Annotated in this window: 20 protein-coding genes and 1 pseudogene; 6 read left to right on the top strand and 15 right to left on the bottom strand. The window is 43.2% G+C overall.

The annotated features are described in order from the left end of the window. Positions 1-163: 163 nt before the first annotated feature. Both METLIM_RS02365 and METLIM_RS02360 read left to right on the top strand, forming a co-directional pair. Positions 164-799, top strand: a complete 636-nt coding sequence (locus tag METLIM_RS02365; protein ID WP_004076284.1) for a DUF2150 family protein — start codon at positions 164-166, stop codon at positions 797-799. 20 nt (positions 800-819) lie between these two features. Next, positions 820-1,272, top strand: coding sequence for a DUF5814 domain-containing protein (locus METLIM_RS02360; protein WP_004076282.1), 453 nt, complete (start codon positions 820-822; stop codon positions 1,270-1,272). A 52-nt stretch (positions 1,273-1,324) separates the two neighbouring features. On the opposite strand, the gene METLIM_RS02355 is transcribed toward METLIM_RS02360, so the two are convergent. The 3 genes from METLIM_RS02355 to METLIM_RS02345 all read right to left on the bottom strand — a co-directional run bounded on the left by METLIM_RS02355 (position 1,325) and on the right by METLIM_RS02345 (position 5,184). Further along, positions 1,325-2,800 carry an oligosaccharide flippase family protein gene (locus tag METLIM_RS02355; protein WP_004076273.1) on the bottom strand — a complete coding sequence of 492 codons (1,476 nt, stop codon included), beginning with the start codon at positions 2,798-2,800 and terminating at the stop codon, positions 1,325-1,327. 144 nt (positions 2,801-2,944) lie between these two features. Continuing rightward, a complete protein-coding gene (locus tag METLIM_RS15355; protein ID WP_004076271.1) occupies positions 2,945-4,330 on the bottom strand; it encodes an endonuclease/exonuclease/phosphatase family protein in 1,386 nt (461 codons plus the stop codon). Positions 4,331-4,458: 128 nt separating this feature from the next. Then, positions 4,459-5,184 (bottom strand): YkgJ family cysteine cluster protein, encoded by a 726-nt coding sequence (locus METLIM_RS02345; protein WP_004076269.1) that lies wholly within the window; start codon positions 5,182-5,184, stop codon positions 4,459-4,461. A gap of 193 nt (positions 5,185-5,377) precedes the next feature. Between METLIM_RS02345 and METLIM_RS02340 the strand changes: the two genes are divergently transcribed. The 3 genes from METLIM_RS02340 to METLIM_RS02330 all read left to right on the top strand — a co-directional run bounded on the left by METLIM_RS02340 (position 5,378) and on the right by METLIM_RS02330 (position 7,579). Further along, positions 5,378-5,713: an STAS domain-containing protein gene (locus METLIM_RS02340; RefSeq protein WP_004076268.1), complete on the top strand. Its 336-nt coding sequence runs from the start codon at positions 5,378-5,380 to the stop codon at positions 5,711-5,713. 21 nt (positions 5,714-5,734) lie between these two features. Further along, positions 5,735-7,096, top strand: coding sequence for a PP2C family protein-serine/threonine phosphatase (locus METLIM_RS02335; protein WP_004076267.1), 1,362 nt, complete (start codon positions 5,735-5,737; stop codon positions 7,094-7,096). A 63-nt stretch (positions 7,097-7,159) separates the two neighbouring features. Next, a complete protein-coding gene (locus METLIM_RS02330) occupies positions 7,160-7,579 on the top strand; it encodes an ATP-binding protein (protein ID WP_004076266.1) in 420 nt (139 codons plus the stop codon). An 81-nt stretch (positions 7,580-7,660) separates the two neighbouring features. Here METLIM_RS02330 and METLIM_RS02325 read toward each other — a convergent pair whose 3' ends face one another. From METLIM_RS02325 to METLIM_RS02300, 7 genes are all read right to left on the bottom strand, one after another. Continuing rightward, positions 7,661-8,368 (bottom strand): PH domain-containing protein, encoded by a 708-nt coding sequence (locus METLIM_RS02325; protein WP_004076265.1) that lies wholly within the window; start codon positions 8,366-8,368, stop codon positions 7,661-7,663. A 464-nt stretch (positions 8,369-8,832) separates the two neighbouring features. Next, the gene (locus METLIM_RS02320) at positions 8,833-11,238 is read right to left on the bottom strand and encodes a protein kinase domain-containing protein (RefSeq protein ID WP_004076264.1); all 2,406 of its coding nucleotides are present in this window, start codon (positions 11,236-11,238) and stop codon (positions 8,833-8,835) included. Between the two features lie 12 nt (positions 11,239-11,250). Further along, complete coding sequence (locus METLIM_RS02315; protein WP_004076263.1) at positions 11,251-12,060, bottom strand: PP2C family serine/threonine-protein phosphatase; 810 nt, start codon at positions 12,058-12,060, stop codon at positions 11,251-11,253. 6 nt (positions 12,061-12,066) lie between these two features. Further along, positions 12,067-12,768 carry a vWA domain-containing protein gene (locus tag METLIM_RS02310; protein WP_004076262.1) on the bottom strand — a complete coding sequence of 234 codons (702 nt, stop codon included), beginning with the start codon at positions 12,766-12,768 and terminating at the stop codon, positions 12,067-12,069. A gap of 194 nt (positions 12,769-12,962) precedes the next feature. Then, positions 12,963-14,531: a sodium:solute symporter family protein gene (locus METLIM_RS02305; RefSeq protein WP_004076261.1), complete on the bottom strand. Its 1,569-nt coding sequence runs from the start codon at positions 14,529-14,531 to the stop codon at positions 12,963-12,965. Then, positions 14,521-14,652, bottom strand: coding sequence for a symporter small accessory protein (locus METLIM_RS17510; protein WP_004076259.1), 132 nt, complete (start codon positions 14,650-14,652; stop codon positions 14,521-14,523). Before METLIM_RS17510 ends, METLIM_RS02305 begins: the two co-directional genes overlap by 11 nt. 281 nt (positions 14,653-14,933) lie before the next feature. Continuing rightward, positions 14,934-15,995, bottom strand: a complete 1,062-nt coding sequence (locus METLIM_RS02300) for a hypothetical protein (protein WP_004076257.1) — start codon at positions 15,993-15,995, stop codon at positions 14,934-14,936. A 913-nt stretch (positions 15,996-16,908) separates the two neighbouring features. On the opposite strand from METLIM_RS02300, the gene METLIM_RS02295 reads away from it, so the two are divergent. After that, positions 16,909-18,090 (top strand): type III PLP-dependent enzyme, encoded by a 1,182-nt coding sequence (locus METLIM_RS02295; protein WP_004076255.1) that lies wholly within the window; start codon positions 16,909-16,911, stop codon positions 18,088-18,090. A gap of 183 nt (positions 18,091-18,273) precedes the next feature. Here the strand turns inward: METLIM_RS02295 and METLIM_RS17505 are convergent, their stop codons facing one another. The 5 genes and pseudogenes from METLIM_RS17505 to METLIM_RS02275 all read right to left on the bottom strand — a co-directional run bounded on the left by METLIM_RS17505 (position 18,274) and on the right by METLIM_RS02275 (position 24,647). Continuing rightward, positions 18,274-18,954 (bottom strand): sensor histidine kinase, encoded by a 681-nt coding sequence (locus METLIM_RS17505; RefSeq protein WP_281034219.1) that lies wholly within the window; start codon positions 18,952-18,954, stop codon positions 18,274-18,276. 3 nt (positions 18,955-18,957) lie between these two features. Next, positions 18,958-19,671 (bottom strand): annotated as a pseudogene (locus tag METLIM_RS17500) (PAS domain-containing protein); the annotation flags it as partial. Between the two features lie 357 nt (positions 19,672-20,028). Then, positions 20,029-21,195, bottom strand: a complete 1,167-nt coding sequence (locus METLIM_RS02285; RefSeq protein WP_004076253.1) for a transposase — start codon at positions 21,193-21,195, stop codon at positions 20,029-20,031. 172 nt (positions 21,196-21,367) lie between these two features. After that, a complete protein-coding gene (locus METLIM_RS02280) occupies positions 21,368-21,661 on the bottom strand; it encodes a hypothetical protein (protein ID WP_004076251.1) in 294 nt (97 codons plus the stop codon). After that, positions 21,645-24,647: a chemotaxis protein CheB gene (locus METLIM_RS02275; RefSeq protein ID WP_004076250.1), complete on the bottom strand. Its 3,003-nt coding sequence runs from the start codon at positions 24,645-24,647 to the stop codon at positions 21,645-21,647. The genes METLIM_RS02280 and METLIM_RS02275 overlap by 17 nt, the downstream gene beginning before the upstream one ends. Positions 24,648-24,834 lie beyond the last annotated feature (187 nt).

Below are 24,834 nucleotides of genomic sequence, written 5' to 3'. Positions count from 1 at the left end.
ATTTAATAATTCCCGGCAGTTAATCTCTGAGAAGTGCCTCTTTTTCTGTCAGAACGGGGCCGGATTATTTCAGATGGCTTAACTGGCAACAGGTTTTTCTTCCTGAGAATGTGTGAAAATAGAAATACCTTTTATGATATGAATCAGAAATAGTGAAGTAATTATGGCAGGGAAAAAGAAGAAAGATAAAGACAAGAGTGAACCGCAGTCAGTTCTCTATTATTTCTATACACAGGAGAGATGGGACAACTGGATTCTTACTTTAAAGGAGATGGATTTTGAAGGCGACCCGGAGAGCGAAGAGATGCCTGAGGGGCTTGCATCACTTGACAACTTTACAAAGGACATCAATGTCTCCGTTCTGAAGATTATCAAACTTGTTCAGAATGGAAGTTATAATCAGGATATGGCTCTTGCAAAGTTAAATGAGGTTGAGGAGATCATTATGGCAGATCTGCCTGAGGATGAACTGACCGATATTCTCGGCGGCGTCCAGATGCGCTTCCTTGTTCTCTTTATGTCATGCAAGAATTATATCAGGGGTGAAATCGGTGAAGGGGAAATAAAGGACCTTGTAAAGGAGGGACGTGCCATCTCCGATGAAGACCCTGAGGCTGCACTGAAGATTGCCGCTGACATCGGTGCAAAGGTTCTTGACGGCGGTTCATGCTGCGGCAAGTACCTCCGCGGTGACTTTGAAGAACCGACCATGTTTGACGACTGGCTGATTGAAGTTGATGAGATGGCTGAGTCTTTAAAGTCACTCAAAAACTTTGATGAGCAGTTTGGTGAAGCTTAAAATATAATATATATTTTTTTATGATTGCACGAAAAGCCCGTTTCAGAAGGGCTAAATATCTCCAGAATATTGTCGGTTACAGGGTGCCTGAGTCAGTATTCACCGGCCCTTTTCTTGAGGCTGTCACGTCCTGTATGAATTACCGCAGGATGGACAAAAGACTAAAGGAGCAGCTGTTAAATATCTTCAGGGACTTTCTTGACTGCAACTGCAAAGGCAGTCCTTTATGCGGATGTCCGGAGAAGAAGTTTGCAAAGACGATTATTGAGCTGAGGATGACCGGGCTTGATCACCATCAGATCGGTGATGTTTTGCAGGACGAATATGGTATAGATCTCTATCCGGCTGACATTCTTGGATTTCTCGAAGAGTCTGTGCATGTGCTTGAGGCGATTAAGTCTGTTGCGGAGATAGAGAAGAAGACCGAACTTGCATCACTGTCGGCAGAGTGCATTTCCGGTATTGAACAGTAGATCAGTTTTAATGTCCGGAATTATATTATTCTGATAATTCCGGTGCGTGTTCTCAGCTTTTTATCATCCCGGATTTTTTCAGGACCTCCTGAATATCCTCTTTTATCATCCGGTTTTTCGTACAGAGTATTCCGGAGTAAAGCAATGCCCCTGAAATAACTATTGCAAACAGGACTGGCCAGGAATCAGGGGCAAATACCTCTCTTTGAGCCAGAATAAATACTGCCATCATGGCAGAGGATGTGATTATATCTTTTACAACCGGAATATCAGGCTTTAGTGGCAGTGTATCTCTCAGCAATACTGCTGAGTACAATGCAGACAATGCCATTGTTGCCAGAAATGCCAGTGCAGAACCGTTTATACCGAAGAGAGGTATGAGCAGCAGGTTTAAGCAGATGTTTAAGGCTGCTGCCGATATTGTAACCCGGAAGCTCTCCTTTGGGCGGTTGAATGCGTTTAAACACATGATTCCGGTCAGTAAAAATATACTGAATATCTGTGCCGGAAGTATTATCCGCAGCGCTGCTGCGCCCTCTGCAAAATCTGCGCCATAGAGGAAGTAGAGGATGTTATCGCTGAGGATAATGCCTCCGGTGACTGCCGGCAATGCCGGGATAAGCGCATAGGCGAGTGATTTTTTGACCGCATTTTCAATCATACTGTATTCTCCTTCCTTATGCCACAGACTTAACTGCGGAAAGAGGGCGTTTATCATTGCTGCGGCTGCAAGTGTTGCTATTGCTGAAAACTGCAGTGCGATGCCATAGATCCCAACCTCGTAATTTGTAAGGAAGTACCCGACAAGGATGGTGTCTGCATAAGCAGTTATTGTAGTGCCTGCACATGAGAGAAAGGACCATTTTGCATAGGTGTAAATTGATCTTATGTGCTCCATACCAAAACGTGCCAGACGGACAGTCCTGTAGCGGAATGCGATGGCCGCCCCTGTGATGAACCCTGCTATATGTCCGGCCGCAAGTCCGGCAGACCCGAATCCGAAAAAAACCGTTAAAACCTGGGATGTTATTCTGCCTGTCTCATTTCCGAGAGCAGATATCTGGCTCATGCCAACCATTCCTGCACCATAGTTGGCGGAGATTATGAGGTTGTATATCCCACCCGAAATTACGGCTAAGATGAGCAGGTAATAGAGTCCTGATTCTGTCAGGTCTATGAATGCCGGTTTTGCGATTATAATTCCGGATATGACTCCTGCTATCAGAACGGCCCTCAGGAAGAGCGATGCCGAGTAGTATGAACCGGAATCTCCACCTTCGCTTATTCTTTTTATCATTGCGGCCGATATTCCGCCTTCGGAGAGGAGAGAGAATACTGCAAGGTAGGCAAGGAATATTTTATAACCCCCAAGTCCCTCTGCGCCGAGCACATGGGCAAAGTAGATTGTTGATATGAATCCGGTTAATGTGAGGATTAAAAGGGATGTCAGGGATATTATGGTCTGTCTCTGGAGTTTGTCTATGCATAGAATCCGGGGTATGATCTCTTTTAGTGCCGGAATTCTCATCAGGTTATTCTGGGGTCCTGATTACTGAAAAAAGATTATGATGCCGTGTGGCAGACGGCGTTACCGGATTCCCTGAGACCTGCCCGCGGCCTGCCTGCATCTTATTTTGGCGGTGAAGGTCCCGCCTGTAAGTTACGCGGCATTTCATATGCTGATGCAGAACTCTGATGCCGGATTCCCGTTCTCATCATAAAGAAAAGCGCAGTCGCCGCTGTCATCCCAGATCTCATCACCGGTCTGCCAGACCAGTATGTTCTCTTCTGTACTGTTCATATCCGGAGTTATCGTCACTGATGCTCCGGCTCTTATCGTGTACTGCGGGAAGATGTATGAGTTTTCACTGCCGCTGTCTGAGAGGCGCCATCCGGAGATCTGTTTATCCTCATCCCCTGCATTCTGTATGGTTACCTCTTCAGAAACCGGGTTTATCCCTGTAATTATGATTTTGGACTCCTGAATGCAGCTGTCGCCGCTGCATGAGTCTGAGGGGCCTGAGGGAGTGCTGATTACAGCAGGAACTGTCCCGTCTCTGGAGATTTTAAATTTCGCATAAACCGGGTAATGGTCGGATACCTTCAGTGATTCGTCCCGGGTGAGTCCGTAAATGGTGTCAAACCTGAATACTCCTGACTCACCTGTGTAGTAATCCTCTCCGCCGTTTAATATAATCCTGTCATATGTGCAGACTGTATTTCCGGTGGTGGTGTCCTCACCGTTGCCGATCAGCCAATTGTATTTTTCTGATTTCAGCGTGATATATGAATCCTCATCAAAGTATGAGCAGTCTGCGTTGAGGTCACCCATGAGGATTAATGCGTCATCTCCGGGAAGTATCCCTTTCATATAATCCATGACATGGATCAGTGCCGGAATCTCTTCATCCGCCTCGTCAGGGTCTGTATGGATTACAGCATAGGTTGCTGTGAAGTCCCCGCCTGTGGTCTCAAAGGGCATTATGTACGGCTCTCTGTGGAAGAGATCTGTTTCAGTACTGTCAGGATAGGTGACAGGTGCTCCTGCCGGCCTGATGGTGTTTCTGTTGTATATGAAGGCGTACTGCTCTTTGCTTGATGTCCGGCCAAGCCGTTCGCCGATAAACATGCCGTAATCTGACCCGTCAGAGTTTACATACTCTAACAGGAGGGGTGCTGCTGTTTCCGAACTGTCTCTTATCTCCTGAATGGCAATGATGTCAAAGTTCCGGATGATTCTGGCAAGTGTGGTCATCACTTCATCATCTGATGCCTTACTCTGCCCGAATACCTGGATGTTAAAAGAGCCGGCAGTTATTGTCTCAGTCTCTTCTGCAGGATTTTTGCTTCCGGTATTTCTTATGAAGGAGAGTATTATATCGATATATCTCTCAAATTCAGAGATCTCCGGGATATTTTCATCTATAAATCCGGAATCTGCTGTATTTAATCCTGTTTTGCTTCCGATCCCGGTGAGGACTGCAAGTGACAGGAGCAGTACTGCAATTGCCACTACATATTTTGACATAGGTGACTTTTTTGACTTCTTTTTAGCCATTGGGTAATTAATTGACCTTCGGATTAATTATCCTGTCTGTAAATCATGTCCCTGTAAATCATGTCCCTGTAAATCATGTCCCTGTAAATCATGTCCCTGTAAATCATGACTCTGTAATCATCTCTGATTCAGGTCTCAGATGTATAGTCTGATAATTTAACGGTATTTCTCTCAAAATTCCCTTTGCTGAATACATAGACAACAACCGGAATATCATCATTGAATTCCTTCATCTTCCGGTCGTATATCCTTCTTACAGGTTTCAGACCGTTTTTATCAAAATACTCAAGTACAGCACTGTAAAATGCAATCTCTTTTTTTAGAAATTCCTTCTCATAGGCTATCGTCCTTTTGGCAATATCTTCTGCTTCCTCCCGGCTTACCGGGTGGTTATACTCGCCGTGCAGGTTTAATCCGGAGATCTGCCTGAAGTCATATGCTCCGTTTTCATCTTCCTCCCTGTGAAGCATGAACGGATATACTCTGCATATTGAAAATCTGTCACTGTAGATTGTGCACCTGTTCTCTTTCAGAAATATGCAGTCGCCGTTTTCTCTGCATCTGAGTGAATATCCGGAGACATAGAAATTCCCGTGCTGATCGCAGAGTTCAAAATAAGGCGCAGGGACTATTGAGGATGGATCTATTCTCTTTGCCCGGTCGATGTCCGTGTCGAGGAGGAATACGTGGTCGTTGAACTCCTTTGTGCAGCATTTCCCGCATAATGTGCATTTAAATCCCACATCTTCAATTATCTCTGCAAGTTTTCCTTCCGGAAATTCGGTCAGCAGAGCATATTCTGATTCAAGTTCTTCTCTCTTTGCTCTGATTGTCTTTATTGATAATATCTGCAATTATTTGCTCTCCGGTCTTTATACTCTCTTTTTAATGCGGTTATTCTTCTGTTATGCCGGCCATGCTGCCGCCTGCCTTTCCGGGTGTATATAATAAATATTAAGTCCATGCGGGAGGCAGTTATTCCGTTTTACATTTATGAAGGTCAACCAGAAAAATATTATCTGATATGGTAGAAATACTGTATCAACTATGGAGATTGAAAATAAAATATCCGGCTCAGTAAATATTATTCTGGTAAATGGCCGTATTGATGCCAGAAACTCCTCCCTCCTTGATGATAAGCTTAAATCTCTTATTGAGGCAGGTTCTGACAAATTTATTGTGAATATGGAAGGTGTGGATTATATCAGCAGTTCAGGGCTGAGAGTTCTTCTTGCAGCGTTAAAAAAGGTAAAACCTTTCGGCGGAGAGATAAAGCTGTCGGGTCTGAAGCCTTTTGTAAGTGATGTCTTCAGGATATCAGGTTTTGACAGTATATTTGATATCTGTAATTCTGATAAAGAGGCCCTGCTGAAATTTGAATAATTCAGCATGTAAATTTTTTTTATGGCCGGAGAACTGAGTCTGTTTCTTGACCTTTTTGGTCTTATATGTGTAATTGTAGTTTTCTCTGTCTTTGTAACCCGTTCGCACTGGTTTACTGAGGCTCTTGAGAGAAGGTTTACGTGGAAGAACCGGACTGTTCTTATTATCTTCTTCGGGCTGCTGTCTGTTTACGGCACCCTTGGCGGCGTTGAGGTGCTCGGTGCACCGCTGAATGTCCGTGATCTCGGTCCGATGGCCGCCGGTCTCTTCTGCGGACCATATGTCGGTATTGGCGCGGGTATTATCGGTGGTGTGCAGAGGTTTACAATGGGCGGGCCGACCTGCCTGCCATGCAGCCTTGCGACAGTCTTAAGCGGAGTTTTTGCCGGAATTTTGTATATCCTCCTTAAAGATCGTTTTGCCGGGGTTAAAATTGCGGTTGCCTTTGCTGTAGCTATGGAGTCTTTTCATATGCTGATCACCATCCTTCTTGTAAGTCCGCCTGAGGTTGCGTATGAGATTGTAAGCCGTGCGGCACTACCCATGATCCTTGCGAATGCAATAGGTATGTTCATCTTCTCGTATCTTGTCAGTAATATCCTTACTGAGAGAAAAACTGAAGGGGAGAGGAATCTTTACAGGTCCGAGGTTGCGAGGAATAAGGCCGAACTTGACATAGCCTCTGAGATCCAGAATGATTTCCTCCCCAAAAAGATGCCTGATATTCCGGGATTCAGCCTCTATGCCATGAACACTCCTGCAAAGGAGGTAGGCGGGGATTTCTATGACTTTGTGGACTGCGCCGGCGGCAGTACCGGCATTGTAATCGCTGACGTTTCCGGTAAGGGTGTGCCTGCGGCATTGTTCATGATGCTCTCAAAGACCCTTATGCACGCAAGCGCAGGGTGGCACAGGTCAGTTAAGCGGGCTTTGGAGAGTGCCAATAATATGATCTCAGGTGAGTCTGAGTCCGGCATGTTTGTGACGCTCTGCTACTCGGTTGTTGACCCCGGTTCCGGCAGGATTGTTTATGCAAATGCCGGCCACTGCCCTCCTTTTCTCCTTAAAGCTTCCGGGGATGAATTCCTGCGTCTCAACCCGACCGGGATGGCTCTTGGTGTTATTGAGGATAATGAGTATGGCACAGGTGAGGTTAATGTCTCATCCGGAGACCTGATAGTTTACTTTACGGATGGCATTACCGAGGCAATAAACGGTGATGATGAAGAGTTTGGAGAGGAAAGGTTAAAAGAGGTCATTCTAAATAACAGATATGAATCTCCGGAGAGGATTGCAGGTTCAATAACTGAATCTGTCAGCAGTCATTCTTCCGGTGAATTACAGTTTGATGATATCACGCTTGTAATTCTGAAGGTGTTATAAGATATCCGGGAAATACAGTGTATCATTGCAATAATAAAAATATAATCAAGAGGTGGATATGATATGAGCAGAATTTTTTATTACAGGACGGATTCCCTGACAGAGGATAAACTGTCCACTCTTTCAGAGGCTTTTTCAGATTATCTTCTGATGCTTCTGGTGCCTGAAAAGATATCTATGGGGGCAGAGCTTATCTTTGAGGAGATTACCCAGAATATTGTCAGCCACGGTTATATTCTGGGCGGTTTTTTCTCATTCAGGTGCACCTTCAATGGTGAGGTAATTGAGATGGAGTTCCGTGACAGGGGGCGGGTTTTTAACCCGCTTAAGGATGCCCCTGTGCCTGATACCGGTTCTCCGGCTGAAGAGAGGGATATAGGCGGGCTTGGTGTTCATCTTGTAAAGGAGTTCTCTGACGATATGATATATACAAGGGATGGCGTTGAGAATGTCCTGATGCTGAATAAAAAGGTCAATGGCTGATGTTCTCCATATAATCAGTTTTATTCCGGAATTTACTGCCGGATTTACATAAAAAAAGGGCCGGATATTTCCGGATGGATATTATCTTTCTCTCTTCTCTTCAAGCAGTCTTTTTATCTCCTTAAGCTCAGTCAGCATCTGTCTGTTTAAATCCCTGTCACTCTCACCGGAATATCTGCCGGTTGTGCTGCTGCCTGTATTGTAATCTGTATGGACGCCTCTCTCCTCCTCCCCTCCGGTTACCGATGTCTGTGGCTTTCTGTTTCTGACATAGTCCAGAATAAGGTCACGTATCTCTTCAGGGTTGTCTATGCCTTTGATGGCTATCTCTGAATTTTTCTGCCCGGAATAACCGGCAGTCTGGATCTTAAGGTCAGAGATATTATATATTCTCATCAGCGGCCCCTGTGAAATATCTACATTGGTTATGCGGTTGTACGGCACTATGCCTGTCTGCCTGAACCAGACACCTCTCTTCCATGACATCTCCTCATTGTCAAGTCTGTAAACAATTGACCTGTAGTAAAGCGGGTTCCAGTATATAACGAATACAAGCGGGAGGATGATTATTGCCGCGATGTATATCTCTGCCATTCCGGGCAGGAATTCTGAGATTGGAAATGCAAACCATACTGCACATAACAGGATTATAAATATCACAGTCAGTGATGTGAGGATCAGGTTGTAGTTTTTAAACTGAATTTCCGGTTTGAAGTCTTTTCCGGTCTTTACATTAGCCATAATGTCATGTTTTACGGTCTCTGATAAATATATACCTGTTCCTTTCATTCCCGGAAACTTTGTTGGTCAGTTTGGGAAAAATCACATTTTATGGAGTAATTTTTGGTTTTTATCGTGATTCTGAATTATCTTCGGGGCTGATTTATGCCGGCCAAAGAAGAGAGAATTATCTGTATGATTTATAAGGAGGTGGAGCATGATTAACAGAAAACCCGCACGGCAGTTGTCTGATGATGATTACAGAAGAGTATCTCAGATGCTGAAGTACCGCAGTAAAAAGTTCTGACCTGTGTATAGAGTCCGCATTTTTAATTCTCTTCTCAGGTCAGTAACCGTAACTGATGTAAGGGTGAAATTTATCTCTTTTCTGAAATGCCGGGATTTCTGGTGTAATTATGTTTTGAGGCTATTATATAAGTATTTTCAGATTTTTAGATCTTTATGCCGGTATATTCCTGTCCGGCCTTTCGGGCGGCCTTTTGATTTTCAGGACGTATGCCTTATCCCGGAATTCATCTCAGTGATGCAATCACCTGTATCTCACATCTGCCGCCGTTTGATATTACAGCTATTTTTCCGGTCTGGATGGCTTTATCGCTCATATGTTCCGGAATTATGGTGATATTTATCTCCTGCTTTCCTTTTATGGAGAAACTCTCCGGTTCTGCGGCAATCCAGTTTTTATCGGATGTTATCTCACCTTTAAGTGTTCTCTCTCCCGAATTGATTATCTCAATATTCTGTGCATATTCCTTCTGACTGTCGTCTGAAGTGTATTTCTCCGGCTTTTCAATGCCCCTGAAGATGAGCCTCTTATCCGTAATTATGGTCAGCAAGGGTTTTTTCTGCAATGAGACATTTATTTCAGTCCTTTCAGGTCCCGCCGGTGTTTTGAATCTTATCCAGGATTTGTATTTTATGCCCGGAATTATGCCTTCAAAGTGTGACCTGTCAACCGTTATCTCAATAATTTTTCTGTCTATGACAGTGAAACCCTTCTCAGGAAGAATTATCCATCTGTGGAGGGGTTCTGCTGTAATTTCAAGAGGTTCTTCATTTCTGTTTATTATCTCTATCTCTGCCTTATTGTCACAGTCCGGGTCAAATTTCAGATCAATTGCACCCGGTATGATCTCCGGTTTTAACAGAGCAGTCTCTCTCTTTTCAGGGAGAGTTTCCGTTTTTCCAACTTCCGTTTTTCCAACTTCCGTTTTTCCAACTTTCTTTTTTTCAGTTTTTATTTTTTCAGTTTTTGTAATCGGCCCGGCATTTATCCCTGGTGTTTTCGGATATGTGGATTTTATATCTTTTATCTGTCTGCTATCTCCGGCCGTATTTGTATTATCTTTTATTGCAGCTGAATTTTTACCTGTATCGGGCATGGCTGTATTCTTTATCCGGGATGTAATTGTGACCGGATTACCTGTGACCGGATTATCTGTGACCGGATTATCTGTGGCTGGATTATCTGTGACCGGATTACCTGTGACCGGATTATCTGTGACCGGATTATCTGCCGCTTTTGGAGGGGGGCATATTGGAGTACTTTTATTCTCCGGATCTGATGATGGGTTTATATCCGAATCTACCCTGCCTTCTTTTTCTCCGGATGTAACAGTTTTTCTCTTTTCTTTTTCCGGAGGAATGCCTGTTTCTGAAGGTATTTTCCTTACCGGAACTTTTGCTGCTGCTGTCGCATATGTTCTCTTTTCATCTTTTGCCCTGTCAGGTTCTCTCTTTTCAGCTGCGTTTTCCTGATTTTTTTTAATATTTTCTGCCGGTTCACCGGCCGGATTCTCTCTGCCGGCTCCGTTTTCCACTGCTCCTGACTCGGGTTTTACAACTTTTGGGCCGTTATATGGGAAATATTCCTTCTTTTTAATCTTCAGTATTTCACACCAGGGACATACCTGAAGATATCCGGAGTGCCAGTGGTTTGGGTTATTGCAGCACTGTTTCAGCCCGGAAAGTTCATCCTGCAGTACTTTTACCCATTCTTCTGCATCCGGGCGCATATACGGCTTATCTATGCCTTTAACGAAGCATCTCTCAAACAGTGCCCTTATCTCAGGCGGGAGTATGGCATAAGGCGGGGCATAGAGTGGCGGATATATCTGCCTGACATTTCTCAGGTAGGGAAATATTCCGTTCTTTATCTTATGCTCGGTTGTCGGGTAGTCATCAACTCCTTTCCCTCTCGCCTGAAAGGGATGAACACCGTTCATCAGGAATTTGAATATGAGAATGGAGAGTGAAAAGAGGTCTGAATAATACCTGTCTATATTTTCAGTGCGGAAATTTATGCCCATAAGTTCAGGTGCAAGATAATCTCCGGTTGCGACTTTTGTGAAGAATTTTTTGCCGGTCTTTTTATTCTCTATCTGAAAAGAGTCGCAGTCAATGACAGAGATCGCAGCCGTCCTTGCGACAAGGATATTGCTGCCGCTCATATCTCCTATGCAGTGCCCGCTTTTGTGTATTGCAGAGACGGTGCAGGCGATATTATAGGCTGCTGTGAGGAGGTACTTCCATGTAAATGATCCACTCAGATATCTGCTCCGGTCTTCAGGGTCATAATACATATGTGCCTCTCTGAAGAGTTCTGTGTCAATGACCGGCATCAGAAAGCCGCAGAAATCTTTTCGGCCCGGATATTTATACAGCTCGCTCAAAGGCCATGCTATTGATGCTGAACGGGTTTTTTTATTGTGTTCAGTAAGATCGCCGGCGGGAGGGTTGTCAGTCATTGAGGTGATCTTCTCGCAGATCTCCTCTGTAATTACATTTCTGTAGTATATCTTTGCACAGAGGGCAGGATTTTCAGATAATCTGAATACCTCCCCTTCCCCGCCTTTCCTTGGCGGACGGATGAGGGTGTATTTTATTCCTTTACGGTCATATACAAAGGTTTTATCCATTTAAGGTGCCTTTTAATCGTTTTTCCGGTTTATAACCCCGACAACAAATGTCTTGTCATCCTCGGAGTTTTCTGTCATCATTCCGGATAAAAGAAGATTTTTCAGGTCATCTGATGCCTCATCAAAGTCTGTTATACTGCTTATATATCGGTTAAATGGGTTGAAAAAAGGGATGTGCGGCTGGTATTTCCCGCCCGGTTTTGTGAGGACGGCTCTCTGGCATCCGTCAGTGAATACAGATACTGAATCTATGCCCTGTATGTTCTCCTTTATCCTGAGATCACCTTTCCATCTTTCAGAGGTTATCGGTGTTGTCTCGTTTATGTACTCCGAATATCCGGGGTCTGAGATTATTATCGGCTCTCCTTCTCTGATGCCTACAATGGCGCCGTCTCCGACATGTCCGCATGATACATAATTCCGGTCAATAAGCACAACCATCAGGGTGCAGGCGAGTTCTCCGGTTTTGAGGCCGTTCTCTTCTGCATATCTCCGGATGGATTCTCTTGCATGCAGGAAGGAATTTTCAATGATTTCCCTGTTCTTGGTTATATCGGCGAGGATTGTATCACCGATCTTCTCCCTGAAGAGATCAGTTATCATTTTACCTGCGGATCTGACGGCAATTTCAGATCCGATCTCTGAAAACTTTGCACTGCCAAGGCCGTCTGAGACTGCTATTACTGCTGTTGACTCTCTTATAGCCTCAAAAGCCATAGCGTCCTGGCATGGTATGCCTTTCTTTATATGTGACGGGCCGGTTACTCTTGCGCCGAAAACAGAAGGTATATTCTCCGGCAGCATATTATTTTCATTCTTCATAAATGGTTATATTGTGGGAATTTCTCCCCATCCGCTGAGCATGTCAAAGGGGTCTTCAAGGACTACCTGTTCTCCGACTTTCGAGGCCGAAACTTTGGCCTGGCTTCTTGACAGCCAGATGAACATCTCATTGAAGTGGTTCTCCTTAAGTTTGATCGGTGGCCTGTTAGGCGGGGCAATCATCTTTAAAGTCTCCATATCAGCTTCATCTACACCTACTGTGAAGAAGAGGAATTTTCCTTCTTTCTCTCCGTTGTGGACAGCATTCAGAGTTTCGCTCCAGAGTTCATCGCCCTCTTTCATGTCAGTCGGTTCACCGTCTGTTATCATGAATATCCATGGCCGGTAATAATCAATACCCTCCTTTTTGTATTCGTCCTTTCTTGCCTCAAGCATCTCAACGGCTTTTTTAATCGCACTTCCCATAGGGGTTAAGCCGTCTGCTACGAGAACTTCCGGTTCGAACTCCTCAATTGACTTAAAGCCTGAAACCACCTGCACAGACTGTCCGAATGCCACCACTGCAAGATCAATTCTCTTTCTTGCGAGGTCGTCTTTTTCGATCTCTTCTTTGAAGGTCTTAATTCCGGAATTTAAGTCATCAATTTTGCCACTGATGTTCATTGAGCCTGATGTGTCCAGAAGAAGTATTGTCGGACAGTGGGGCTGCTGCGGGTATGCGATCTCGACCATTTCCTCAAGTGTCATGTCATTAACCTCATAATAATTGTATAATTGTTTATCTATAATCGTATATCAGCCTGTAATCTGATATTAGAACGGTGGCATAAATATACATTCGGTTTTGGCCGGATAAATATTCAGAGTGATCTGAAATGCTCTGCAAATATCATAATCCGGGGTGTGGATGCTGAACTTTTGGTTATGAAAAAAAAGCGGGGCTATGCTGTCCCGCATAATCTGTCAGTTCTGTTTTTCTCGATGACTAAAGCTGCAAAGAGTGCAATTGCTGATACCGGAAGGGCGATTACAATCGGGTTTACAACTCCCCACGGCATTGGAAGAACTGACTGTACCCCAAAGAGTGCGTCAGATATCCCAAGAACAGATGACTCCTTAACATGGACAAATGCGGTCCACAGAAACCATGATACAGCACCTGCTGTAATGCTTATCTTTGCTGCATAGACTGAGGGTTTTTCCGAGTACAGTGCGTGGGCAAATGCCGGAATGAATGCTGCTGCACAGAGACCCATGAATATGACCGTTGCCCTTGCTATGATGTTCTCCGGAAGTGCGTATGCAACAATTGTGCTCACGATGATCATTGCCAGAGTTCCGATCTGGATTGCCTTCATTGAAGGTTTGTTCTCTTTTACAAGGGGGTTTAGGTCATATCCTATTGTTGTTCCCATTGTATGGAAGAGTGAGCTTAATGTTGACATTGCCGCTGCCAGCAGTGCGAGCATAAAGATTACAATGAAGAGATCAGGCATTGCAGAGTTGATGTACAGCGGAATTATGCTGTCAACATTTCCTCCGGCAGCGTCAACCGCAAGCATACCGGAATTTTTCATAAACCAGACGTTTGTCAGAGGTCCTACGGTGAATGCAACACCTGTCATCATAAGCACAAACGGCCCTCCTATCATCACAGCCCTGTGAATTGAACGGTTGTCCTTCACTGTCATAAAGCGGACTGCAAGCTGGGGCTGGGCAAGGACACCGATTCCTACACCAAGGACCATTGTTGTTATCATTGTGAGCCATATGGGTGAGAGAAATTCCGGCATGGAAGCCCATCCTGTCATACCTGCTGCTGCAAGCCCTTCCGGAACAAGCGGTGAGAAGGAATCAAGTGCGGAGTTTGCCGCAGTCACTCCGCCGAGGTATATGTATGTCAGAATAAGAAGAATCGTCATTCCGACAAACATGATGGCACCCTGAAGTGCGTCTGTGTACATGACTGCAATAAGTCCGCCAAGTATTACATAGAGTGCAACAATTGCTGCAAATGCGAGCAGTGCGGTGTCATAGGGTACTGACAGTGTCGTCTCAATGAATCTTGCACCCCCGATAAGAATGGCTGCTGTGTATATCGGCATACTGACAATAATTATGAGTGCCGAAACTTTCCTTATAAATACTGAGTTATAGCATTTACCGAGCAGATCAGGGTACGTAAGGGCACCTGTCTTCTGTCCGAGGCTTCTTGTTCTCTTCCCGAATATTATGAATGCGATAAGAACTCCGACACCGATGCAGAGCACGGTCAGCCAGACAAGGCCCATTCCAAGCTGGGCGGATATGCCTCCGAATCCTACTATTGCAGAGGTGCTTATGAATGTTGCACCATAGGAGAGTGCCAGAACGACCGGATTTATCTTTCTTCCGGCAATGAGGAAATCATCGCTTCCCTTCGTCTGCCGGTATCCCAGGTAGCCGAGAAACACCACTGCTGCCAGATAGATGAGTGTGATTACGGCAAAGGTCAGGGTGTCAACTGCCATTCTCTCTCTCCTCTTCAGAGCCTTTTTTCCAGTTGATTATGCCGTACGCTATACATCCTGCCGTCAGGATAAATGACAGCAGGTAACCTGCCCATATACCGGGATCAGATATACCAAACATAGTAGAAACCTCACGGTATTTTGAGAATGATGACCGGAAAAATACAGGGGCTGCCGGATTTTATTTTTAATCCGGAGCCCTATCTAAAGCTGAATAAGCTAAAAAAACCAAAGAAAAATGCAGTGCCACAGGTATAGGATAAGAGTCCTGTGTTAGATTCTGCATATCTGTCTTCGGTCATATTACAAAATACCTGTATGTTATTGGTTATGGGCTGTATATAATGCTGATCTGATCCTCTCCTCTCTTCTGAAGGGATAACGGGTGGCAGGAGATATTCCTTACAGAAGATAATGCCATACTCCAAGGACAAGCTCCATTGCAATCAGTATGATGACAATCCACTCCAGGAAATTTGAATGCTGGATTCTGACCTCGTCTGAGAGCATTGAGTAGTTATCCTGTATTATCTCAGTTTTTCTGCTGACGCTCTCTGTCCACTGGCTGCACCTTACAACTTTTAATGTCGTCTCATATATCTGTGCGTAATAGACATTCTCTGTTATCTTAATCAGATTTCTGACCTTTTCAATGACTTCTGAGATCTCGGCGTTTCTCTCCATCAGTTCTGACATAATTGAGTGGTACTTCCTTGTCCTGAGAAAATTGGGGAGGCGGTCAGCATGATTGATGTTATCATACATTTTTTCCATCTGCCTGTTAAGCTCCATATCATAATATCGAAGTTCTAAAACCTGCACATTTGCAAATTCAATCAGATCAATCAGGTCCTGGGGATTTTCCGGGCTGCACAAAAGTGCTGAGTCCCATGAGAGGATGGCAAGGTCATCTTTTGTATAACTCTGCGTGTTCTTTGTCACTTCGTCACGCATCTGTGCTGAATAGTCCGCTCTTTCGCCCATGAGGAGAATTACAGGGTCTCCGGTTATTTCTGCCGTGTCTGTAGCATATATTGTATAATCTTCATAAAATTCTGTATCATAACTGAAGTCTTTTATAAGCGGTTTTAAAGAGCTGCCTATCAGATTAACGTAATCTGAAAAGAGATTTGACAGTGGATCTCCGGTTGCAAGCTGAAGCGCTGTCTCCTCAAGATCACTGTAGTTTCCTTCACTGTTTTCATAGATAAAGCAGATGCTGAACGCACCTATGTCATATATTCTTGCTGAAACTCCGAATTTATATCTTCTTCCCTCTATTTCAGTCTCTATCGGGTCTGTTTTGATAAGTATTGGCTTGTTTTCAAGAATTATTGATTTTGGTTTGACTCTGACAAAGTTTGTCCTTGTTGTTGAAAATGTCCGGGCCAGTTTTTCTTCCAGGAGATCCAGGTCTATCTCCATTCCGGTGTCGTATATTCTGTAAAATCGGATTGAAATCAAGATATTCTGCCGCCTTCTTCTGTCTGTTCATTGTGTGACAGTATACTCTTCTGTGTTAATTGTAGATATATTCTATATGTGATTGTTAGTATCATGTAATTTTGGTCTTATGCAGTGATTTCTCTATTTTGGGGCAATATTGTTTTAAATTTTAATTTTGGTCTTATGCAGTGATTTCTCTATTTTGGGGCAATATTGTTCTTATATTTTAATATTGTGACTTTATATTGTTTTGATTCGGTAAATGTCTGGTTGGTGTGCAGTATTTCCGGATTCGCCGGTTATAATGCCGCACCTCTATTCTGCCACTGTAAATAAGGTTTATTCTGCTCTTTTTTCTGAAGAGATTCTGCGCATTATGATATTAGAATATTATTTTATGCGGTGAATATTGGCTGAATCCGTATATTTTTCATATATTTTCTCTGCCGGCAGGTTCCTGTTCATATATTTGTATATCTCTATTTTGAGTTAAAAATGATAAAAAATGGCGAAATTTAACGTATTTTTGCTGTTAATTATAATATGACTTTTAAAGTATATTTTTTAAAAATTTATATTGGTTTACAGCTTATGGTTTGATTCTGACTGTTTTAATTGATTATTTTGCTAATTTATTTTAGTTGGTTTTCGTCATATTATTGTCGGTATGTTTTAAATGTTATATTTTGTCAATTTTCTAAAAGTTTTTAAGTCTGGAATGAATTATTATTTTGATAATTTATCAGAATAACAAATCCTCCGGATAAATCCGTTATAATTCGGTATGGTGGCTGGATTTTGGAATCAATTCAAAAATAACGTCTAATCTCCCTGCAATGCACAATGATGGTGAATCTCTGAACTGCCGGATAACGGCCTTCGTTATTAATTTCATTGTTTTTGAAGCAGGAGGTTAAAGGAAGTGAATAAAATGGAAATTGAGGGGCAGAGTATTCCCGTACACCACATTGGCTCTAAGAATAAAGAGCTGCTTCAGAATCTGGCTAAAGAACACGGCACACCAATATTTGTTATTAATCATGAACAGATAAGAGATAATTACCGTGAATTTAAAGAGCGTATGCCGGATGTCCAGGTATATTATGCAGTGAAAGCAAATTCAAATCCTGAGATTATAAAGACACTTTATGATTTGGGGTGCAGTTTTGATGTTGCGTCAATGCCGGAATTTATGCTTGTATATGAAAATATAAAGCATCTCTCCGAGGAAGAGCAGCTTGAGTGGATATACCAGAATATCATCTACGCAAATACAATTAAACCAACAGAAACTCTTGAGGCTCTTGATCGTTACCGGCCCCTTGTAACGTTTGATAATATTGAGGAATTAAAGAAGATAAAAAAATATTCTCCTCAGGCCGGACTTGTTCTGCGGTTGAGGGTTCCAAATACCGGTTCGGTTGTGGAGCTTTCCTCAAAGTTCGGAGTTGAGCCGGGTGATGCTGTTGACCTGATTGTCGAAGCTTTTGAGATGGGCCTTACAGTCGAGGGGCTGAGTTTTCATGTAGGCAGCCAGTGTACCAACTTTGAAAATTATATTCTGGCCCTTGAACTCTCGGCAGAGATTTTAACGGAGTTTGAACTGCGTACAGGCGAAAAGATCAAGCTTCTGGATATTGGCGGAGGTTTCCCTGTAAAGTATAATCCGTATGTTAAGTCAATACGGACACTTGCAACCCAGCTGAATGAAGAGATTGAGCGGCTTTTTTCACCGGAAATTCAGATTATGGCTGAACCCGGCAGATTTCTTGTGGCAAATGCCTGCTCTCTTGTTGCAAAGGTTATCGGGAAGGCATTTAGGGATGGTAAGCCCTGCTATTACATTAATGACGGTGTTTACCACACTTACTCCGGGCAGGTATTTGACCACTGCAATTATCCGGTCCTCTCATTTAAGGACGGTGAAACTCAGATTTCAGCAGTTTTCGGGCCAACCTGTGACGCATTTGATACAATAACACTCTCTGCGGAACTGCCTGAGCTTGAGATCGGTGACCTTGTATTTTCTGAGAATATCGGTGCATATTCACATGCGTCATCAACTTATTTTAACGGTTTTCCGCCGGCAAAGGTTGTTCATATCAATAAATAATCCCGGATAACTTTTTTTTAATTATCTTTTCTGCGTGATATTTGGGTTTCTCCGTAATTTCCGTTAATATATTCCGGGGTTTTTCCTGTTACTTTACTGCCTGCCGGGATTATACTATAAGAGATGCAGGCAGCGCTGCCCGGCTGAATATCATTAAGAGTTTAAATAACAATTGTAATTCATCTACATTTTTCTGAAATTACTTATTGGTTCTCCGGTGAACCGGTATGCACCTTTTGGCACAGTCATCTCAAATCTTGCTCCCTTCCCCGGTTCACCGTTCTCCGTAATTGTAATTCCGGTAATGGAAAGGATCTCCCGTGAGAGGAACAGTCCCAGTCCTGTGTGCTTCCCAAAGCCACGTTTAAAGAGATTTTTCCGTTCATCAGCCGGTATTCCTGCACCATCATCTGAGAATACAACATATAATCCTTCTTCCGTCTCATAACATGATAATGTGATTGTCGTGAACGGAGCAGCATACCGGAATGCATTATCATAGAGATTATAGAATACTTTCAGCAGAAGAGGATCTGCAAATATCTCGACATCATTACATGCTGTCTTCAGAGTTACTTCATCCTGTTTAAATGCTGAACCGGCTTTCACCACCACATTTGTGACATTCTGCCAGACTGCTGCATTTACACCGATCTCCTGGTATTCTTTGGTAAATTCGATCTGGTGCTGAATTGTATTCGTTGTTTCATTGAGGATTTTGAGATATTCTTTAATTTCCGGGTTCAGTGGCTCTTCACTTGCAAGTTCAATATATCCAAGCAGAACAGTAATACCATTCAGAATATCATGCCGGGTGATGCTGGAGAGCAGGTTGAGTTTACTGTTAACCAGGTGAAGAGCCATTTCTGCATTTTTTCTCTCCGTAATATCGGAAAAGATGGTGGTGAACTGGTTCGGAGAATTCCTGTATACATTTACTTCAAAATATTTGCCTAAATCCTGCTTAAACTCCTCAAAATGATCCGATTTTCCGGTAAGTGCTACATTTCCGTACCGTTCAATCCAGACTTTTTCAGTCTGTGGCAGGACCTGAAGAACGGTTCTGCCTATCACCTGCTCACGGGGAAGTCCGGTCATCCTCTCAAATGCGGGGTTTATATCCAGAAATCTGTAATCATATGGGATATCTTCTACATTGCAGATGATCTCATGAACCGCAAATCCGTTTAACATTGACTGGAAAAGATTGCGGTACTTATTTTCGCTCTCACTCAGCCTCTCTTCAATCTCTCTCCGTTCTGTGATGTCTGAGATTGTCATCCGGATCACTGCTGAATCTTCCCCGTTCTCCGGAATTTTTGTTCCCTGCACATGGGCAAAGAAGCGTCTCTCCTTATCCCTGAGAAGTTCCACTTCGCATGTCTGTTTTACCCCGTTTTCGATTATATTCCGGCAGAATGAACTGAATGCCGGTAAACTTTCCGGAAGTAAATAAGACTGAAGGCGGTGGCCGATGGTTTTCTGTCTCTCGTGACCAAGGAGTTTGCATCCGGTCAGATTTACCTCAAGTATGGTACCTTTATGGTCTATGGTGAAGTAGCCTACAGGAGCAAAATCATAGAGGTCAACATATTTATAGTGTACAGTACTTTAAACTTAGACGATCATTAATATGTTCGAACCTACAATATTAAATTTAAAATACTCTCTTAAATTGTCCAAATCACAGTATTAGCCCTAAATTCTCCGTTTTTTTGCACAGAGGTCACAAGGCACATTTTGTAAACCTATTTTGATTAACATCACTCATCCCCATTTAGGCCTCATTAAATTCTTCCATTTCTCATCGAGATCAATCTGAAAAGAGTATCTTTGAATTGAAATTGTATTGTTTCCAGTGAAAAAGTTACAAAATTATAGATAGCTACCGCTAAATCGGTCGCAGCTGCATATTCCGTTCATTGAGATGTCAGAATGTCAGCTTATAGCAATTTCATCAATCCTTAATATACGAAAATGAGTCATACTTTCTTCAAATATGATGGCAAGATAATGATTTAAGGGGAATTTGTCCCTGTCTATTACTTTTGGTCCTCTCTGAATCTTTGCAAATCGCTTCCATTTTGTTAAAACCCAAAAATTCTGAATTATGCATGCAATTAGATAATAAAAAAATCTCACCACATGATCTTTGGTGGATGTTCTTACTTTGAATTTATTATTAATGACATATGTTGATTCAATGGCAAATCTATGCCTGTATCGCTCACTAATTGATTTTGGGGAAGTATTAATTTTGTACACAACAAAAGCACGATGAAGAGCACCTTTTTTACCCTTTTTACCTTTCATGTAAATGACACGATCAACAATTTTCACCTTACATTTTAGCTTATTCTTCGATTTGGCGTTTATAACATATTCAAATGATTTTGATTTCTTTCCCTTCAGCTGCCTTTTGAGTTCATCACTGTTCTTCTTAACAGGCACTATGTGAGGAATTTCAGATTCCTTAAGGTAACTGAAGATTTCAGCAGAGTAAAACTCACGGTCAAGCATCAGAGATTTGATCTTGAATCCATATCCATAAATTAAATCAACACAATTCTTTATTGCGGTGAGGTTAGTGGAATCTCTAAACAAAGGAATAACCTGAAGTATAAGGTGCTTATCCATATTTACAACCGAGAATGTCAGGTATCCAACAAAATAATTTGTCGATGCCTTTCTTTTTCCACCTACAATTGGAGATTTAGGATTTTTTTTATCCTTTTTCCCATAATATGGAATTAGCGTTATATCAATTGCAAAATCATACTCCTGACCTTTCTTAAGGATTCCTTTTCCCGCTTTTAAAAGCATTTTTGGAGTATTTAGTGTCAATTCCTCCATATTAAGGCCATGAAGTTTTTTTAGACAAGTCGTATGGGACGGTAGTCCTTCCGTCATTTTTGCAAAACCAGATATTGAGTTATTAGAACATGCCGTAGCGATAGCTCCCCGAATCAACGTTAGACTATCATAGTTTCTGCCACCTGTTAAGGTTACATTCCCCTCAACAAGAGCGCATATCGGTTCAAGGTTTCCAAGCTTATTTTCTTTATTAAGCTCTGATTTGCCTATATTTTGACAATTATTTGCCATATGAGAGGTTTTTAGAGTATATAAACCCCACCATAAATCAGGCGTACGTCAAAAAAATAAGGTAAATTCTGGCTAAATTCTAAAAGAATTTGGCGATATTGGGGTAAACGCGCAGTATTACGCGCAGTAGTCCATGCGGTTTGTCATTAAAATAGAGAAGTACTTAACTTTCTCAAGTTGGGCAGAAATACTCTGAGCAAAAAATGGGGTTTTTCAGGAAATGTTTAAAGTACTGGTGTAGTATATCGGCTTCATTACGGGCACGTTTAAGCTCTTCATTCTGCATCTCAAGTTCAATCTGGTGCACCTGCAGTTCATGTATCAGAGCCTGTTCATCGGCAGTTTTTCTCTCCTGCCAACTGTTCAGCGCTCTCTCCTTAAGGATTTCCTCGGCTTTTATGCGCAGAACGGCATGTTCCTCACAGGGGACTTCCTGCTCTCTTCCGGTGTCATCTTTCCGGTTCATGTATGTTTCCCCCTTTTTGATCTGTCACATCTTCAATTGCAAGAAGTATTAATTCAGAGGAGGGATCATCAGATAATATCTGCCTTGCATTGAGTTCCATTATACGTTCACCTGTTTTAGGGTGTATGTGCCTGACGATATAATTATCAAAGGATTTTTCCTCAGGAAGGACTGTCTCAAGGAAGGCCCTAAGGTCAGGAATGTCCCACTGTCCGCCGCCTATGGAATAGAGGCACTCCCCTTCAGTCTCTTCTTTGTGGAGATTGAACATCTTATAAAAAGAGCGGTTTGCAACAATTATTTTCATATTACTGTCAAGTACAAGGAGAGGTTCTCTGATAGTTGCAATAATTCCCTCTGCTAAATCCCTTGCTGCGATGAGTTCATATTCTTTCTTTTTGACTGATGTGATCTCAACGAAGGTTACCACAAGTCCCTCTATTATATTATCAAGCGTTCTGTATGGCATGATCCTAACCCTGAACCACCGGTTATCACGGGTTGCGATCTCTTTTTCTGAATATATAAGGGTTTCCAGCACATCTTCTGCATCCTTTACAAGATCAGGATAGATGAGGTCAGAGGCGATATCTGTTACCGGCCGCCCTTCATCTCCCGGAATTAGGTGGATTATCCGGGTTGCAGGAATTGTAAACCGCCGGATGTTCATATTTTCATCAAGGAATATTGTTGCAATCTCTGTGCTGTTGAGCAGATTTTTCATGTCATTGTTCGTCCGGGAAAATTCTTCTATCCTGCCCTGCAGTTCTGCGTTGACAGTCTGGAGTTCCTCATTCATGGACTGCATCTCCTCTCTGGAAGTTGTCAGTTCCTCGTTTGTGGACTGAAGCTCCTCGTTTGTTGACTGCATCTCTTCATTGGCGGATTTCAGTTCTTCCTGTGATGTCTGCATCTCCTCACGGGTGGTCCTGAGTTCCTCATAATTCCGCCGGAGTTCTGTCTCAAGTTCTTTAATGCGTTCGTTATCTGATTCGGATGCGGAACTGGTTTTATCAGGTTTTTTTACCTTGGGGGTGGCTTTGGCATCCGAAAAGACGATGAGAATCATTCCTGCAAGTGCACCGGGATCTATTATATACTGGACCGTGCAGTCTGTGGGGTACACTTCTCTGTCTCCCTGCACCGGGATATTCCTTACTGTTATTGTTCCCTGTTCCCTGATTACCTTCTGAAATGTTCCGGACAGCTCATAGCGCAGCCCATCGCGTGCCATAGCAAATATGTTCCAGTTGGCCTTTCCTGCCGGAGGTTCAATATATTTTCCTGTGCGTCCGTTCAGGTAGAGAATATCTCCTTTTTCAGTTGTCAGGACCGCCGGTGGTGAATAATTGCGGAGGATCAGCTGTTCTGCAAGTGCCTGAAGATTGATCTCCTTCCTTATTGGCGGATCAATATGCTGAAGTTCGCGTGAATGTGATGGGGATGTTATGGGGAATTCAGCCATTCCGGGCAGGATATATGTGTCCTTTCTTTTATAGAGCCTGAATTTGTTATCTATGGTGGAAAAAATATCTGAAGGTCCGACTGTTTCAGAACTTCCAAGTAATAATACACCACCGGGTTTTAGAGAATAGAAGAAGAGCGGTATGATCTTTTTCTGAAGCTTTGGTTCCAGATATATGAGGAGATTCCTGCAGCTTAAAATGTCCAGATTTGTAAATGGCGGGTCCATAATGATGTTCTGGGATGCAAAGATCACTGTCTCCCTGATCTCTTTTTTAATCCGGTAACCGTTTCCCTCTTTGGCAAAGAAACGGCTGAGACGCTCCGGAGAAACATCACCTGAGATATTTGGAAGGAAGAATCCCTGTCTGGCTTTTTCAATTGCATCACTGTCAAGATCGGTAGCAAAGATCTGAAGGGTATAATTTCTGCCCGGTTTTAACTTATCCATGGCCTCTCTGAATATTATTGCAAGTGAGTAGGCTTCCTCACCTGTTGAACATCCTGCGACCCAGGCCCTGAATTTTGTCTCTTTGGGTTTTTCTCTGACCAGTATAGGAATCAGGTTCTCCTTAATGTATTCCCACACCGGCGGGTCCCTGAAAAAACCGGTTACTCCAATCAGCAGTTCATGAAACAGGAGGTCCAGTTCAGACGGGTTTTCCCTGAGATAACGTACATAGGTATTTACATTGTCAATCTGGTGTATTGCCATGCGGCGTTCAATCCGGCGATATACCGAGCTTTTTTTGTAATATGTGAAATCATGTCCTGTATGTTCCCGGAGCAGGACAAATACTTTGGAGAGAGAGTTCATTGATTTTTCCTCAATGATGGGTTCCGGCCGGGTGACGGTGGGTGTATGGCGGAGGTACGCGATTATCTTCCCCGGCAGTTCTTCCGGCGGAGCAACAATATCTGCGAGTCCGGCGTTAATAGCACTGCGTGGCATGCCGTCAAATTTTGCCGAGGCGGGTTCCTGTACAAATGCTATTCCTGCCTTTTCCTTGATGGCACGCAGACCGGTTGTTCCGTCTGTGCCCATACCTGACAGGATAACTCCGATGCTCCCGTCCTGCCGGTCCTCTGCAAGGGAACGGAAAAAATAGTCTATAGGGAGGCGCAGTCCGCGGGGAGCTGCCGGATCCAGCAGGAAGAGCACTCCATGAAGGATGGACATATCGCTGTTAGGCGGAATTACATAGACATGGTCCGGCAGGACCTGCATATTGTCTTTAACCTGAATGACTTTCATTTTGGTGACACGCTGGAGGAGTTCGGGCATAATCCCTTTGTGCGTCGGGTCAAGGTGCTGGACAATTGCGAATGCCATTCCTGAGTCAGGCGGCATATTTCCAAGGAACAGTTCCAGGGCCTCAAGACCTCCGGCTGATGCACCTATGCCGACTATTGGGATGTGGCTGCTGTCTTCTGGTTTATCTTTCTCTGTAACACCTTCTCTCTTTTTTGGTGGCTCTTTCTCTCCGGTGACTGTCTTTTTGGGTTTTGGTTTATCTTCCATTCTTCCTGCCTGTATCTATTGGTGAATTTATGGCTGGTCTGCTTTATCTTTTTCTGTGCCACTGTATCATATTATCCGGATTCAGTAATGTGCGTGCCCGGCGCGTTTTTTTGTAGTCTTTAAGGGTCTGTAACTGCCCTTTTGTTTATAATATGGTGTATTTAGCTTCTAATGTGTGATTTATGCA

This window comes from Methanoplanus limicola DSM 2279 (assembly GCF_000243255.1).
GTDB lineage: Archaea > Halobacteriota > Methanomicrobia > Methanomicrobiales > Methanomicrobiaceae > Methanoplanus > Methanoplanus limicola.
Note: the sequence above shows the minus strand (reverse complement) of the source record. Positions and strands in the feature narration are given on the sequence as shown.